Here is a 15,155-nt window from a genome sequence, read left to right on the forward strand (position 1 = left end):
ACCGTAGTCACGGCTCCCGGGGCCTGGGCCAGTGCTCGTCTGCTGTGAGTCTGCTGTCCGGCTGGCTGGGCGCAGAGTGACCGGGCCCCGTCACAACGGTGGGGGGCAGGTCACTCTGCGCCTGGGTGGGTTACAGCTAGGCGGGCTGGGGCAGGCCGCGGGCCGCGAGGGCAGCGAACGGGCCGGACCCGGCCAGCAGCTCGGCCGGGGCGCCGCGCTCGACGATCCGCCCGCCACTGAGCACCAGGACCTGGTCCGCGGCGGTGACGGTGGAGAGGCGGTGGGCGATCATCAGGGTGGTGCGCCCGGCGGAGAGGCGGTCCAGGGCGGCCTGCACGCGGGCCTCGGTGGTGTTGTCCAGGGCGGAGGTGGCCTCGTCCAGTACGAGTACCGGCGGATCACGCAGGATGGTGCGGGCGATGGCCAGGCGCTGCTGCTCACCGCCGGAGAAGCGGTGGCCGCGGGCGCCCACCAGGGTGTCGAGTCCCTCCGGCAGGGCGGCGACGGTGCCGGCCAGGGAGGCGGCGTCCAGGACCTCCCAGAGCCGGGCGTCCGTGGCGTCCGGGTCCGCCAGCAGCAGGTTCTCCCGCACGGACGCGTGGATCAGGTAGGTCTCCTGCGAGACCACCCCGACGGTCGCCGCGAGGTCGGCCGGCGCGAAGTCCCGCACGTCGGTGCCGTCGATGCTGACGTTGCCGGCCGTGGCGTCGTAGAGGCGGGGCAGCAGGGCCGCCAGGGTGGATTTCCCGGAGCCGGTGGGGCCCACGATCGCGGTGGTGGTGCCGGCCGGGACCACCAGGTCGATGCCGTCGAGCACCCAAGGTGCCGGGCCGCCGTCGTGCCCGGTGTCCTCCGTCCCGTAGGAGAAGGAGACGCCCTCGAGGCGGACCTCGCCGCGCACCCGGGCGGGATCGATCGCGGCGGGCGCGGCCGGCGGTTTGAGGGCGGGGTCCAGGTCCAGGTACTCGAAGATGCGGGAGAAGAACGCCAGGGCGGTGACCCACTGGACGCCGATGTTCAGCAGCCCCATCACGGGGCGGAACACGGTGCCCTGCAGGGCGGTGAAGGCCACGAGGGTGCCGATGGTCATGCCGCCGGAGGTCGCGGGGAGGCCGGCGGCGAGGTAGATCACGGCGGGGATGGCGGCGAAGACCACCTGCATGGTGGCCATCCGCCAGCGGCCGGCCAACTGGGAGCGCATCTCCAGGTCCACGAGGGCGCCCGAGCGCGCGGCGAAGCGGGCCGCGTCCCGCGCCGTGGTGCCCAGGGTCTTGGCCAGGCGCACGCCGGAGACGGAGAGACCCTCCTCCACCTGGGTGTGCAGCCCGGCCAGCGTCTGCTGCCGTTCGTCCGTGACCCGGCGGCGGATCAGCGCCACGTGGCGCGTGAGCCAGATGGCCGGGGGCAGCACCACGAGGGAGATGAGGCTCAGCTGCGGGGACAGGGCCACCATGGCGGCGGCGGTGGCCACGGTGGTGGTCAGGTTGGTGGCCACACCGGTGGCGGTGGAGGTGACCACGGACTGCATGCCCGCGATGTCGTTCATCAGACGGGACTGGACCTCGCCGCCGCGGGTCTTGGTGAAGAACGCCAGGGGCTGGGACTGCAGGTGCGTGAAGAGCCGCACGCGCAGGGTGTGCATGACCTGCTGGCCCATCTTCGTGGCCCGCCACGTCTGCACCACGCCGATCGCGGCCGTGAGGGCGGCGACGGCGACCATCGCGCCCGTCAGCCAGGCCAGCAGGGGCAGGTTCTGGTGGGGCAGGGCGTCATCGATCACGCCCTTTACGAGGAAGGGCTGGGCGAGGTTGACCACCGAGGAGACGGAGATCAACAGCACGACGACGGCGATGCTCACCTTGTGCGGGGCGAAGAGGGCCGCGATGCGGCGCAGGGAGACGGGGTGGCGCTTCAGCTGCGCCTGGTCGGCCGGGTTCTTCCGGGCGGGGCCGCGGCCGCCGGGGCGTCCGCCGGAGGGGGTGCCGGAGGGGGTGCCGGGCGGGGCGTGGGGAATGGGGGTGCTCATGGGTCCTCCCTTCAGAAGACATAGGGAGGTTACCTCACTAAGAGGTTGCCGGTCAATATTCGCGTAGGATGGCGGCATGACTGCTACTGGCTCCGCTGCCGGGGATGCTCCCGAGTCGCCCGACCTCGGCGACCTCATGCACGCCGCATTCCGCCGGCTCCGCCACCGGTGGAGCCACCAGCTCGCGCCGTTCGAGCTCACGCCGTACCAGTTCCGGGCCCTGGGGACCGTGGGCGGCGGGGGGCGCGATCACTCCCATGCCGAGCACGAGCGGGCCGCTCGGGAGGGGCTGCGGCTGAAGGACATCGCCGACCGGCTGCGCATCGCGCCGCGCTCGGCCACCGAGGTGATCGACCAGCTGGAGGCCAAGGGCCTGGTCGAGCGCCGCCCCGACCCCGCGGACCGCCGGGCCACGCGCATCAAGCTGACCCCGGCGGGTCTCGCGCTCCGGGATGAGGTCCGTGAGGCCCGACGGCGGGAGGCCGGGGACTACTTCTCCGCCCTGTCCCAGCGAGACCGGGCGGAGTTGGCGCGGTTGCTGGCCGAGCTGGTGCGGGGGCAGGAATAGGGGGCGGGGTGGATCGGGTTGAAACCAGTAGACGCCCGAATCTTTCCTGGAGGAGCCCCATGGCCACCGTAGACATCACCGTAGACACCTTCGGCAGCACCGTTGCCGAGAACGACACCGTCCTCGTGGACTTCTGGGCCGCCTGGTGCGGTCCGTGCCGCCAGTTCGCCCCCGTGTTCGAGGAGTCCTCGGCGAAGCACGACGACGTGGTGTTCGCCAAGGTCGACACCGAGGCGGAGCAGCAGCTGGCCTCGATGGCCGGCATCACCTCCATCCCCACGCTGATGGCCTTCCGGGGCGGCGTGCTGGTCTTCTCCCAGGCCGGCGCCCTGCCCGGCAGTGCCCTCGAGGACCTGCTGACGCAGGTCAAGGGGCTGGACATCGCCGAGGTCCGGCGGATGGCAGAGGAGCAGGCCGCGCAGTCCGCTCAGGAGGGTGGGCAGCGGGGCGGTCAGCCGGAGGAGCCGTCCGTAGACGAGGCGGTCGAGTCCGCCGCCGACCAGCTGAACGCCCTGCACGGGCGGTAAACGAGCGTTGGTCGACCCCGGATGTACATCGGGGTTGTAGATCTGGCGGTCGAAAGGTGACCGGAATCGACGAGAAATCGTGATTCCTGGGCATCTTCCGACCGCCAGTTGCGTTGGGGGCTGGGGTATGGCGCCTCCGCCTCTCTGGGCCGACATCTCGGTGACCTGCATCACTGCAAGTTTGCAGTTGCGCAATAAGTGCAGTCGTGCAACAATATTGGCATGCCCCCCACGGATTCCCTTTCTCTTCGCGAGCGCAAAAAGACCGAGACCTGGCACGCCATCCACGATGCCGCGGCCGAACTCGCCCTCGACGACGACACGAAGCACGTCACCGTGGAGGCCATCTCCAGCGAGGCGGGGATCTCCCAGCGGACCTTCTTCAACTACTTCCCCACCAAGGAAGACGCCATCCTCGGCGTGCGGACCCCCCGGGTCCCGGAACTGCCGGAGGACTTCCTGGACGGGGAGGGGCTGATTCAGCGAACCACCGAGTTACTGCTGACGGTGGGACGCAGCACCTACGCCGAAGGCGACGCCGACCGGCGTTCCCTGCTCTTCGAGAAGTTCCCGCACCTGCTGCTGCGCCGCCGCGAAATGATGATCGAGGGCGAGGACCTCGTCTACCAGGCCATCGCCACCGCCATGGCCGAGCATCCGGACTGGTCCGAGGGGCTCAACGGGCACAGCGTGGAGAGCGCCGCCCGCATGCTCACCATGGCCGCCGGGGTGCCCCTGCGTTATCTCATCGTCAGCGGCGGAATGCCGGGCGCGCGGCTGGAGACCGGCTCGTTGACCACCGCCCTTGACCTCTATCAGGACCTCTACAGGAAGCTTTCATGACCACCACCTCCCAGGACGCACACCAGGGGTCCGCGTCCGCCCCCGCCTCCAGCATCCCGAAGGGGACGCTCGTCCCGCTGTTCATCGGCCTGATGCTGGCCATGCTGCTGGCCTCCATGAGTCAGACCGTCTTCGCCACGGCACTGCCGACCGTGGTGGGTGAGCTGAACGGGGTGAGCCAGATGGTCTGGGTCATCACCGCCTATATCCTGGCCACCACCATCGTCATGCCGATCTACGGCAAGCTCGGTGACCAGATCGGCCGCAAGCCACTGCTCATCGCGGCGATCACCCTCTTCATGGTCGGTTCCGTGGTCGGCGGCCTGGCCGATGACATGGGCATGCTCATCCTGGCCCGCGTGATCCAGGGGATCGGCGGCGGTGGGCTGATGATCCTGGCTCAGGCCTCCATCGCGGACGTGGTCCCGGCGCGGGAGCGCGGCAAGTACATGGGCATCATGGGCGGCGTGTTCGCCCTGTCCTCGGTGGTGGGCCCGCTGCTCGGTGGCTGGTTCACCGATGGGCCCGGTTGGCGCTGGGCCTTCTGGATCAACCTGCCCATCGGCGTGCTGGCCCTGGTGGCCGCGATCTTCTTCCTCAAGCTGCCCCGCCATCATCACGGGCGTCCGACCCTGGACTGGGGTGGCATGGCCCTGATCGCCGCGGCAACCACCTCGATGGTCCTCGTGACCACGTGGGGTGGCGGCACCTATGCCTGGAGCGACCCGGTCATCCTGGGCCTGATCGGTCTGTTCGTGCTGACGGCCGTGGCCTTCGTGCTGGTGGAGCGGCACACCGCCGAGCCGCTGATTCCCATGACGCTGTTCAAGGAACGCAACTTCGTGCTCACCACGATCGCCGGACTGTTCATCGGGGTGGCCATGTTCGGAGCGCTGGGCTATATGCCGACCTACCTGCAGATGTCGTTCGGCCTGGACGCCTCCGTGGCCGGACTCGCCATGATCCCCATGATGGGCGCCATGCTGATCACCTCCACGACGTCCGGTGCGCTGGTCTCCAAGTACGGCAGGTACAAGTGGTACCCGGTGGCCGGTGCCCTGTTCATCGGCGGTTCCATGGTCCTGCTGTCCCTGATGGATCCCCACCAGCCCCTGTGGCTGGCCTGCACCTACCTGGGGCTGCTCGGCGTCGGCCTGGGCCTGTCCATGCAGAACCTCGTGTTGATCGTGCAGAACACCTTCCCGATCACCATGGTCGGCACTGCCACCGCCTCGAACAACTACTTCCGCCAGATCGGTGCCACCCTCGGGTCCTCGCTGGTCGGCAGCCTGTTTGCCTCGCGACTGGCCGGCATCATGTCCGAGCGCCTGCCGGCCTCGGGTGCGGGCCAGATGGGCAGCGCTGAGTCCCTCACGCCCGCCGCGGTGTCCGGCCTGCCGGAGCCGCTGCACGATCTGGTGATCACCGCCTACTCGGACGCCCTGACTCCGATCTTCCTGTGGATCGCCCCGCTGGGCCTGGTCGCCGCCGTGCTGCTGATGTTCGTGTACGAGAAGCCGCTGGCCACCCGGATCGAACGCTCCGTGGAGACCGAGCCGCTGGCCACAGGCAGCATCTCCTTGGTCTCTGAGCAGCCGCGCCGGATGACGGTGCACAGTGAGTCCACCGGGCCCGATGACGCCGAGCTGGATTCAGAGAGGGCTCCCGCAGGGGCGCAGGCCCAGCCCCGCTGACCCCCGCCCCCTGCAACTGGCGGTCGGATCCGGCCCATCTACTCACGGGTAACCCCGTGAAATGGGCCGGATCCGACCGCCAGTTCTCTGTGGTGGGTAGCATCGGCGCCATGACCAGCGCACCCGAGTACCTGCCCCTGCCTGCGGACCCCGTGGTGGCCGTCATCGGCGCCGGAACCATCGGACTGTCCTGGGCGCGGCTGTTCGCCTCCCATGGGCACCCCGTGCGGATCTTCGACCCCCGCCCGGACCTCGCCGAGGTGGTGGAGGCGTTCGCCGCAGAGCACCCGGACCTGGCCTTCCGCATCACCCGTGCGGAGTCCGTGGCGGATGCCGTCCGTCAGGCCGGGTTCGTCCAGGAGAGCACCCCCGAGAAGCTCGAGGTCAAGCGCCAACTCCTGGGCGACCTCGCCGCAGCGGTGTCCGAGCACGCACTGATCCTGTCCTCCTCATCGACCCTTCCCGCGAGCCGGATGGCCGAGGGGCTCCCAGATCAGGTGGCGGCCCGGCTGCTGATCGGCCACCCCTTCAACCCTCCGCACCTCATGCCGCTCGTGGAGGTCGTGCCCGGGGAGCGGACCGCGCCGGAATCAACCGAACGTGCCGTGGCGTTCTACCGGTCCGTGGGCCGGGAGCCCGTGGTGCTGCACCGTGAGGCCGCGGGCTTCGTGGGCAACCGCCTGCAAAATGCTGTGCTGCGCGAGGCCGTGCACCTGGTGCAGACCGGGGTGGTCAGCCCCGTGGACCTGGACACCCTGGTGACGAACTCGCTGGGACTGCGCTGGGCCGCCGTCGGGCCTTTCGAGGGGATGCACCTCGGTGGGGGTCCGGCCGGCTTCCGCGGCTTCATGGAACACATCGGCCCCTCCTTCGCCGCGATCGACCTCCACGAACCGGACCTCTCGGCCGAGGGGATGGAACCCGTGTTCCAACAGGTCGAGGAGGCGTACGGGCCCCGCGGCTCAGCAGAGTCGGCCGAGCGCCGGGACGGCATCCAAGCCGACATCCTCGAACGACGCCCGACCCGGTCCAACTAGCGGTCGATGGGTGACCCAGATTCGCGAATTCCCCGCGATTCGAGTCATCCTTCGACCCCCAGTTGTCAGGGGTGGCGGCGGTGGTAGGCCCGCCGCAGCGCGTAGGCCAGCACCGCCACCAGCCCGGCCACCGCGGCGGTGACGCCGAACAGCGCGGCCCAGCGGCCGGCGTCGGCCAGCGGGCCTGCCACCAGGGCGCCCACCGAGCTGCCGGCGAAGAGCGCGGCGGCGAAGAGGGACACGGCCGTGCCCCGCAGCTGCGGCAGCACCACGGTGGCCCAGGACTGCAGGGCGGTGTGCATCAGCGCCCACGTCCACCCCAGTCCCGCGGCGGCGAACACCACGGTGCCGATCGAGACCTGGAGCGCGACGGCGGCGTACCCGGCCACCATGCCCAGCCCACCGAGCGCGATGAGCCGGTGGGCGGGCCAGCGCCGCGCCAGCGGCTTCACGAGCCGGCTCGCCACCAGGGTGGCGGCACCGTAGGCCGCCACGGCCAGGCCCGCCGTGGCCGCGTCCAGTCCCTGGTCCTGCAGGGCGGGGGCCAGCAGGGTGAGCAGGCCCAGCACCACGGCGCCCTCCACGAACGCCAGGGCGATGATCGCGAGCATCCACCCGTGGGACAGCGTGCGCGCGAGCGAGCGCCACAGCCCCTGGGCGGTGCCGCGCTCGGGCTCGGCCAGGGGGCGCAGGGCGAGCAGGCAGGCCACGGCCAGGAGCACGGGCAGGGCGAACATCACCCGCCAGCCCAGGGTGCTGCCCACCACGCCGGCCACGGCCGTGGCCAGCGCCGTCCCCACGGCGGTGGCGGCCATGTTGTCCGCCAGGGCCGACTGCCGGTGGCGGCCCGGGACGGTGTCCCCGATGAAGGTGATGGCCGTGGGGATGATGCCGCCGAAGAGCGCACCGGTCAGGCCCCGCAGCAAGATGAGCCATCCCAGACCCGGGGCCACGGCGGATGCCGCACCCGCCAGCCCGGCCCCCACCAGGGCGAGGCGCATGACCCGCAGCCGGCCGTAGCGGTCGGAGAGCATGCCCCACAGCGGCTGGGTGAAGCCGTAGGCCAGGAAGTACACGCCGGCCACGGCCACGCTCTGGGCCAGGGACACCCCGAGGTCCAGGGCCAGGAACACCAGCAGCGGGCTGACGGCGAAACGGTCGAAGCTCGAGGTGAAGGAGGCCAAGCCGATGGCGAGCGGCGCGCGGGAGGGGCCCGGGCCGGCGTCGTGGTTCTGCTGGTCTCCCTGGTCCGCTGTGCTCACAACAGGCCAAGCTACGCCACGCAACCCCCGCACCCCTCAAAACACGAGAGCGCCACCTGTCGATGACACCGGCGTTTCTCGACAGGTAGCGCTCTCGTGATGGGGTGGGGCGGGGATCAGTCCAGCATGAACACGTCCAGGACTTCCGGGACCGCGGCCGGGTCCGTGGTGTCCAGGATGAAGGACGTGACCGAGCCGGCTTGGGTGTCCAGGTTGGTGAAGATGCTGTAGTCGTTCGAGGCCACGTACGGGGCCTCGGCGGAGGGGTCCACCAGGGACATGAACGGCCGCTCGGACGGGGCAATCGGCTCCAGGCCGCCCGGGCTGCCCTGCGCCACGTAGTTCTCGGCGTTCCACGGTGCGCCCGGGACTGGGCGGGAATCCCCGGAGAGCTCGTGGAAGGCGCCGTAGGAGTTGCCCACGTTGGAGGTCTCCAGGTAGTTCACGCCGTGCTCGGACTCGAAGCGGTTCCACAGGTGGGAGTGGCCGTTGAAGACCAGGTCCACGGCGGTGCCCTCGGCGTCGATCAGCGGGGTGAGGTCGGTGAGCAGCTTGTTGTTCCGCTCCTCGTACTCGTAGCGGATGCCGGTGACGTTGCCCTCGGCGTCCTTCTCCTCGATCCGGGTGGGCTCGGCGAAGTGCGGGGCCACGTTGTCACCCAGGCCCTGCGGTCCCTCGTGCATCATGACGACCACGTTCTCGGCTTCCGTGGTGGCATCGGAGGACAGCTCGGCCTGCAGCCAGTTGTACTGGTCCGAGTCCACGGCCAGGGTCTCGAAGGGGAAGGAGCCGTGGCCCTGGGCCAGCGGGTCGTCCAGGTTGTCCTGCGCCTCCTGGTACCGCGTGTTCGCCTGGCGGGCGGCCGGGTCCTCGTTGTTGATGTCGGAGCGCCAGATGCGGGTCGAGTACAGGGAGATCAGGCGGGTGTTGCCCACCGTGGCGGCGTAGTACTGCTCGCCGCCGGCCTCGGACTCGGGCAGGGTGAAGAGCTCCTCGTAGGTGGTGGTGGAGAAGGAGTTGTCCTCGATCCACTGCTGCTTGACCTGCTCGTCCCCGGACGGGTTGACCTCGCCGGCCACCTTCTCGTACTCGGCCTCGGCCACCTCGCGCGGCACCGGGGAGTTGAAGGAGTCGTCCAGGGAGTCCATGCCGTCGATCCGGCCCTGGACCTCGTGGTTGCCGATGACCGTGTAGAGCGGGGCGTGCTGGATGATCTCGCCGCCGTCATAGGTCTCGCCGTTCGGGGCCTCGAAGCCGGCGTTGCCCTGCAGGCCGGGGAAGAAGGCCAGGCCGTTCTCGGAGTCGAACCACTCGGAGGCGCGGTCCGGCACGTTGGCCAGGTCGCCGGCCATGAACACGGCGTCGATGCCGCCGGGGCCGAACATGGTCTCGGCCCACTGCAGGTTGGCCGGGGTGTTGTCCTTGGCCTGGTGGTCCGAGGTCAGCAGGATGTTGGCATCCTCCTCGGCGGTCTTGGCGTCCTCGAGGGTGAAGGTGTCCGAGAGCACGGGCGTGCCGCCGAAGACCGAGACCACGCGGTAGTCCACCTCGCCGGACTCCTCGAGGCCGGTCACGGTGGCCTCGTGGCGGAAGATGTCCCGGGCGACGATCCCGTCCTTTTCGGCCGGGGCGTCGGCGAGGACGGAGTCGGCGTCCTCCGCGGTCCGGGACATCTGTGCCGACTCGGCCAGGGTCACGGTGAACTGCACGTTCTGCGCCTCGGACTGGAACACGCCGTTGGTGGAGGCCTCGGCCTTCTTCACCGCGGGGGCCAGGTCCTCGGCGGTCAGTCCGTAGACGTCCCCGGTGACCACGTAGTGGCGCTGGCCCGCCAGCTCGGTGAACCAGGCGACGGTGGTCTGGCCCGCCTGCGGGTCCTGCAGGAAGGGGTCCGTCAGCAGGACGGGCTCACCGGCCGGCATCTCCGGCTCCGGGACCTCCGGGACCTCGGGCTCGCCCGGCTCCTCGCGGGGGTGGTCCTCGTTGTAGCCGTACATCAGCTTGGCGACCTCGCCACGGGTGATGGACCGGTCCGGGCGGAAGGAACCGTCCTCGTAGCCCACGCTGTAGCCCTCGGCGGCCAGCCACGCGATGGCGTCATGATGGGCGTTGGACTCCGGGACGTCCGGGAACTCCAGCTTGGCGTCCTCCAGCGCGGGGTCGAGCGCGCGGTACAGGAAGGAGGCGAACTCGCCGCGGCTGACGTCACGGGCGGGCTTGAACTCGCCGTCCACGTAGCCGGTGGTGATCTCCTCGGCCACGCCCCAGTTGATGGCGTCGAAGTGGGCGTTGTCCTCGGGCACGTCCGGGAAGGACTGGTCGGCGGACTCGAACTCCGGCGCCACGTAGCGGTACACCAGGGACAGCGACTCGCCACGGGTGATGTCCGTGAAGGTGCCGAAGGTGTTGTTGCTGAAGCCCTCGGCCAGGCCGGTGCACTGCATCCAGCGCACGAAGTCGTAGTAGTGGTTGCCCGGCTGGTTGTCCGCGAAGTCCTGCGCGGCGCACTCGGCGGCGGTCGGGCTGGGGGCGGGTTCCCCGGTGTTCGTGGCGGTGGCCGGCGTGGCCAGGAAGCCGATGGTCATGAGTCCGGCCAGGGCGGCCGCGGGAAGCTTGCGCTGCATGTGGGGCTCCGATTTGAGGCGCGAGTGGTGATCGGTGGGGGTTCTCCCACCGTGACCGGTCCAGTCCACCGGGCGCCGTCAACGTCCAGGGGGGCGTTGGGTGAACTCCATGCCAAGAACGGGGGACATCGCCGGAAAGGCCGGGGCACGACGCCGGCCGGGCGGCTCCACGGTCGGCGGCGCCTGCCGCTGTGGTGGGGCTTGGGGGCGGCTTTGGGCCTGCGACACCCCCGCGTCGGGCTCGCGTCAGGCGGGGCGGCCGCGGGTCAGCGCCGCGTAGTCCCGGGCGATCGCCGCGGCGGCGTTCTGCAGCAGGGTCACATAGGGGCGGACGGGGGCGGCGTCGTTGGGGACGATGACGGACAGGGCCCCGAGCAGGTCGTCCTGGTGGCCCCGCAGCGGGACGGCGATGCCGCGGGCCGCGGTGTGGATGAAACCGTCATTGGCCACGAATCCGGCGCGGCGGATCTCGGCGAGCCGCTGCCGGATCTTCTCCGGCTTGGTCACCGTCAGCGGCGTGTAGTGGCGAACCCCGGCGGCGATGGCGGCGTCCTGCTCCGCCTCCGGCAGCCAGGCCAGCTGGACCAGTCCGGACGAGGAGGCCAGTGCGGGCAGGCGCTGGCCGATCACGGAGTAGTTCACCACGGCGTCCGGTGCGGTGAGCCGCTCGATGAACAGGACGTCGTGGCCCACGAGGATCCCGATCTGGGCGTGCTGGCGCACGGCGTGGTGGACCTTCTGCAGGTGGGGCAGCGCCGCGGCCCGCAGGCCGGCCGCCCCCGGCGAGCGGGCCGACCACTCCCAGATCCTCGCCCCGATCCGGTACGTCCGGTCTTCGGACCGCTCCACCAGGCCCAGGGCGGTCAGCTCACCGAGCAGCCGGTGCGTGGTGGAGACGGGGCTGCCGGCGCGGGCCGCCAACTCCGTGGCCGTGAGGTACACGGAGCCGGAGTCGAAGGCGTCCAACAGGTCCACGGCCCGGGACAGGGAGGACCGGCCCGCCGAGGTTCTGGCCACAAGAATCCCTTTCAGAGAGAAGCAGCGTGTGGAACCAGTGTGACACGACTCATAGTGGTCTCTGTCCACCTCGACACCTAGGAGCCACCGATGACGCCACGCCTGACCTCCACCCGCCGGACCCTGACCTCGGCCGGCCTGCTCTCGATCGCGGCCCTGGCCCTGACCGCCTGTGGCTCCGGCTCGCCCAGCGACGCCGGCAGCGCATCCGAGGGCTCCTCCGCCCCGGCGCAGGCCGCCTCCGGGGAGCTGCAGACGGTCAGCATCGGCTACTTCCCGCTCGTGCACACCTCGACCATCGTCAACGCCGATGAGGCGGGCTACCTGGAGGAGTCGGGCATCGACGCCGAGCTGGTCCAGACCCAGGGCGGTGCGGCCGCCATCCCGGCGCTGGCCTCCGGGAACGTGGACATCACCTACGCGAACTACACCTCGGCCCTGCTGGCCGCCCAGCAGGGGCTGCCGATCGTGCTGATCGCGGGCAACGACGTCGGCGCGGACGACCACGGGATCTACGTGGACCCCGACTCCGGGATCGAGGGCATCGAAGACCTGAAGGGCAAGAGCTTCGCCGTGAACAACCTGCAGAACATCGGCACGGTGGCCCTGTACTCCCAGCTGGAGGAGGCCGGCCTCTCGCCGGATGATGTGGAGGTGCTGGAGATGCCCTACCCGGACATGGCCGCGGCCGTGCAGAACGGCAACGTCGACGCCATCTGGCAGGTGGAGCCCTTCCAGGCCGTCTCTGAGCAGGCCGGACTCGTGAAGATCGGCAACCTCTTCGCCGGGCCCGCGGCCGACATGCCGGTAGCCGGATGGATCACCACCCGGGACTACGCCGAGGCCAACCCCGAGGTCATCGCGGGGCTGCGCGACTCCCTGGGCCGGTCGATCGAGGACCTGGACGGCAACCGCGAGGCCTTCGCCGCCCTGGTGCCGGAGTTCACCACCGTGACCGCGGAGGTGGTGCAGGAGATCGACCTGCCCGTCTTCGCCGCAGAGGTGGACGTGGCCAAGGTCCAGGAGGGCGCCGACCTGATGCTCGAGTACGACCTGATCGACGAGGCCCTGGACGTCCAGGGCGCCACCTACACGGACTGAACGGAGAACCTGAGATGACTGACATGACCACGACCCGCCCGGCCCCGGCCACGGGCAACCCTCACGGCGAGCGGCCCACGCCGCCGGCCGGCGTCCCGGCACCGCCCGCCGGGGTGGCGGTGGTGGACCACGACCCGTTCTCGGATGCCACCCTCACCAACCCCTACCCCATGCACGAGGCGCTGCGCGAGGCCGGGCCCGTGGCCTGGATCCCGCAGTACGGCGTCTATGCGGTGGCCCGCTACGAGGAGGTGGTCCACGTGCTGCAGAACCACGAGATCTTCGTCTCCGGACGAGGCGTGGGGCTGGCAGACTACAAGAAGAACAAACCCTGGCGGCCGCCGTCGTTGTTGCTGGAGGCCGACCCGCCCCAGCACACCCGGGCGCGCAAGGTGGCCACCTCGGTGTTCAACCCCAAGACCATGCGCCAGATCCGGGACGAGTTCCAGGAGACGGCGAACCGGATGGTGGAGGCGCTCTTCGCCGAGGGTGACACCGTGGAGATCGACGGGGTCGCCGACCTCGCCGCGGCCTACCCGCTGTCCGTCTTCCCGGACTTCATCGGGCTGTCCGCCGAGGGACGGGAGAACCTGTTGCCCTACGGCAACATGGCCTTCAACGCCTTCGGCCCGCAGAACCGGCTCTACGAGCAGGCCATGGAGGACGGCGGCAAGGCGACCCCGTGGATCGCCGAGCAGTGCGTGGTGGGAACCCCGAAGCCGGGGCGCTTCGGGGCCACCCTGCATGAGAAGGCCGCCGAGGCCGGACTGGACGAGGACGAGGCCGCGCGGCTGCTGCGGTCCTTCCTGACCGCGGGCGTGGACACCACGGTGCACGGGATCGGTGCGGCCCTGCGGGAACTGGCCGAGCACCCCGAGCAGTGGGCCCTGCTGCGCGAGGATCCGTCCAAGGCGCGCGTGGCCTTCGACGAGACCGTCCGGTTCGTCTCCCCGGTGCAGACCTTCTTCCGCACGGTCAACGAGGACACCGAGGTCTCCGGGGTGACCCTCCCGGAGGGCTCCAAGGTGCTGATGTTCCTGGCCGCCGCCAACCGGGACCCCCGCCACTGGGAGGCCCCGGACACCTTCGACCTCACTCGCCAGGCCTCCGGCCACGTGGGCTTCGGCTTCGGCATCCACTCCTGCGTCGGGCAGATCATGGCCCGTCTCGAGGGGGAGTGCCTGCTCGGCGCCCTGGCCCGCAAGGTCGCCACCATCGAGGTGGCCGGTGAGCCGGAGCTGCAGCTGAACAACACCCTGCGCGGCTGGGAGCGGCTGCCCCTGCGGCTCACCGCGGCCTGATCACTCACTCACGCGCAACTGGCGGTCAGATCCGGCCCGATTCTCGTGGTTACTCGAGAGTAGGTGGGCCGGACCTGACCGCCAGTTCTGTCTGGAGGGGGGGCTGGCTACTGCTGGACATCCACCACGAGGCCGTCGAGACCTGCTGCGGCGTCCTCGATGATGCCAGCCTCCTCGGTGGCCTGGGCACCGCGCTGCATGGCCTGTTCCGGGAAGCCCCAGCCGAACTTTGTGAGGATCATTGTCTCCGCGGTCTGCGGATCGATCTCGGTGAAGTTGGAGAGCTCGGTGCGGAACTCGTCCGGATTCTCCGTGGCGTACTCCTGGGACCGCTTCACCACCTCCACGAAGTCCTTGACGAACTGCGGGTCCTCGGCCCACTTCTGCTCCGAGGTCAGGTAGACGGCGGTGACGAACTCGGGGTCCACATCGATGTACGGGTCGGCGATCAATCGGTGCCCGGCGTCCTTGGCGTTGCCGAGGAAGGGCTCGGAGGTGGAGATGGCGTCCACAGAGCCGCGCTCCAGGGCCGGTTGCATGTCCGGCAGGGGCAGCTCCAGGAACTGCACCAGGTCCGGATCGCCGCCGGCCTTCTTGACCGATTGGCGGATGGCCGCCTCGTGCAGGCCCTTGACCGCATTGACGGCCACGGACTTGCCCTCGAGGTCGCCGGCGTCCTGGATCTCCGAGTCCTCGGGTACCACGACCCCGCCGTGGTCCGCCCCGGGCTCCCCGGTGGTGCGCCCGCCCTCGGCCACCGCGATCACGGGCAGGCCCGTCTCGCGGGCCTGGAAGGCATTCACGCTGCCGGTGTACACCACGTCGTACTGGTCCTGCAGCAGGGCCGGGATCGAGATCGAGCTGCCGGGGGTGAACTGGATGTCGATCGTCATGCCCTTCTCCGCGAAGAACCCCTTCTCCTCACCGAGGTAGATGGCGGCCACGTCCACCACGGGGACCGCAGCCACGCGGACCGTTGTCAGCTCGTCGGACGCTGCGCTGCTGGAGCCCTCGGCGCCGGCCTGGTTGCCCGTCTCGCCGCTGGACGATGCCGCGCCGGAGGGGGTGCCGGAACCGCAGCCGGTCAATAGCAACAGGGATGCGGTGGTGGCGGCCAGGGCCGCGGTGATTCTCTTCAAGGTGACCTGCCTGGGT

General features: G+C 70.2%; 12 protein-coding genes. 7 read left to right on the forward strand and 5 right to left on the reverse strand.

Going from position 1 to position 15,155, the window contains the following annotated elements:
• Window positions 1–136: 136 nt before the first annotated feature.
• Window positions 137–2,026, reverse strand: a complete 1,890-nt coding sequence (locus tag AB0K08_RS12270) for an ABC transporter ATP-binding protein (RefSeq protein ID WP_363354828.1) — start codon at window positions 2,024–2,026, stop codon at window positions 137–139.
• 76 nt (window positions 2,027–2,102) lie between these two features.
• On the opposite strand from AB0K08_RS12270, the gene AB0K08_RS12275 reads away from it, so the two are divergent.
• The 5 genes from AB0K08_RS12275 to AB0K08_RS12295 all read left to right on the forward strand — a co-directional run bounded on the left by AB0K08_RS12275 (window position 2,103) and on the right by AB0K08_RS12295 (window position 6,695).
• A complete protein-coding gene (locus AB0K08_RS12275) occupies window positions 2,103–2,594 on the forward strand; it encodes a MarR family transcriptional regulator (RefSeq protein ID WP_363354830.1) in 492 nt (163 codons plus the stop codon).
• 59 nt (window positions 2,595–2,653) lie between these two features.
• Window positions 2,654–3,121, forward strand: coding sequence for a thioredoxin (gene trxA, locus AB0K08_RS12280; RefSeq protein ID WP_363354832.1), 468 nt, complete (start codon window positions 2,654–2,656; stop codon window positions 3,119–3,121).
• Between the two features lie 222 nt (window positions 3,122–3,343).
• Window positions 3,344–3,964: a helix-turn-helix domain-containing protein gene (locus AB0K08_RS12285; RefSeq protein WP_363354834.1), complete on the forward strand. Its 621-nt coding sequence runs from the start codon at window positions 3,344–3,346 to the stop codon at window positions 3,962–3,964.
• The gene (locus AB0K08_RS12290) at window positions 3,961–5,658 is read left to right on the forward strand and encodes an MDR family MFS transporter (RefSeq protein WP_363354836.1); all 1,698 of its coding nucleotides are present in this window, start codon (window positions 3,961–3,963) and stop codon (window positions 5,656–5,658) included. The genes AB0K08_RS12285 and AB0K08_RS12290 overlap by 4 nt, the downstream gene beginning before the upstream one ends.
• A 110-nt stretch (window positions 5,659–5,768) precedes the next feature.
• A complete protein-coding gene (locus AB0K08_RS12295; RefSeq protein ID WP_363354838.1) occupies window positions 5,769–6,695 on the forward strand; it encodes a 3-hydroxyacyl-CoA dehydrogenase NAD-binding domain-containing protein in 927 nt (308 codons plus the stop codon).
• Window positions 6,696–6,760: 65 nt separating this feature from the next.
• Here the strand turns inward: AB0K08_RS12295 and AB0K08_RS12300 are convergent, their stop codons facing one another.
• From AB0K08_RS12300 to AB0K08_RS12310, 3 genes are all read right to left on the reverse strand, one after another.
• Complete coding sequence (locus AB0K08_RS12300) at window positions 6,761–7,957, reverse strand: MFS transporter (RefSeq protein ID WP_363354840.1); 1,197 nt, start codon at window positions 7,955–7,957, stop codon at window positions 6,761–6,763.
• 116 nt (window positions 7,958–8,073) lie between these two features.
• Complete coding sequence (locus AB0K08_RS12305) at window positions 8,074–10,581, reverse strand: S-layer homology domain-containing protein (protein WP_363354842.1); 2,508 nt, start codon at window positions 10,579–10,581, stop codon at window positions 8,074–8,076.
• Between the two features lie 246 nt (window positions 10,582–10,827).
• Window positions 10,828–11,598, reverse strand: a complete 771-nt coding sequence (locus AB0K08_RS12310) for an IclR family transcriptional regulator (RefSeq protein ID WP_363354844.1) — start codon at window positions 11,596–11,598, stop codon at window positions 10,828–10,830.
• Window positions 11,599–11,688: 90 nt separating this feature from the next.
• On the opposite strand from AB0K08_RS12310, the gene AB0K08_RS12315 reads away from it, so the two are divergent.
• Complete coding sequence (locus AB0K08_RS12315; protein WP_363354846.1) at window positions 11,689–12,699, forward strand: ABC transporter substrate-binding protein; 1,011 nt, start codon at window positions 11,689–11,691, stop codon at window positions 12,697–12,699.
• Window positions 12,700–12,713: 14 nt separating this feature from the next.
• The gene (locus tag AB0K08_RS12320; protein WP_363354848.1) at window positions 12,714–14,000 is read left to right on the forward strand and encodes a cytochrome P450; all 1,287 of its coding nucleotides are present in this window, start codon (window positions 12,714–12,716) and stop codon (window positions 13,998–14,000) included.
• Between the two features lie 107 nt (window positions 14,001–14,107).
• Here AB0K08_RS12320 and AB0K08_RS12325 read toward each other — a convergent pair whose 3' ends face one another.
• Window positions 14,108–15,139: an ABC transporter substrate-binding protein gene (locus tag AB0K08_RS12325; RefSeq protein WP_363354850.1), complete on the reverse strand. Its 1,032-nt coding sequence runs from the start codon at window positions 15,137–15,139 to the stop codon at window positions 14,108–14,110.
• Between the last annotated feature and the right edge of the window lie 16 nt (window positions 15,140–15,155).

It is taken from the genome of Citricoccus sp. NPDC055426, from assembly GCF_040677445.1.
Lineage (GTDB): Bacteria > Actinomycetota > Actinomycetes > Actinomycetales > Micrococcaceae > Citricoccus.

Coding starts and splice junctions, on each gene's coding strand:
- AB0K08_RS12320 (WP_363354848.1), top strand. CDS start 12,714: ATGACTGACATGACCACGACCCGCCCGGCCCCGGCCACGGGCAACCCT.
- AB0K08_RS12295 (WP_363354838.1), top strand. CDS start 5,769: ATGACCAGCGCACCCGAGTACCTGCCCCTGCCTGCGGACCCCGTGGTG.
- AB0K08_RS12305 (WP_363354842.1), bottom strand. CDS start 10,581: ATGCAGCGCAAGCTTCCCGCGGCCGCCCTGGCCGGACTCATGACCATC.
- AB0K08_RS12275 (WP_363354830.1), top strand. CDS start 2,103: ATGACTGCTACTGGCTCCGCTGCCGGGGATGCTCCCGAGTCGCCCGAC.
- AB0K08_RS12315 (WP_363354846.1), top strand. CDS start 11,689: ATGACGCCACGCCTGACCTCCACCCGCCGGACCCTGACCTCGGCCGGC.
- AB0K08_RS12270 (WP_363354828.1), bottom strand. CDS start 2,026: ATGAGCACCCCCATTCCCCACGCCCCGCCCGGCACCCCCTCCGGCACC.
- AB0K08_RS12285 (WP_363354834.1), top strand. CDS start 3,344: ATGCCCCCCACGGATTCCCTTTCTCTTCGCGAGCGCAAAAAGACCGAG.
- AB0K08_RS12290 (WP_363354836.1), top strand. CDS start 3,961: ATGACCACCACCTCCCAGGACGCACACCAGGGGTCCGCGTCCGCCCCC.
- trxA (WP_363354832.1), top strand. CDS start 2,654: ATGGCCACCGTAGACATCACCGTAGACACCTTCGGCAGCACCGTTGCC.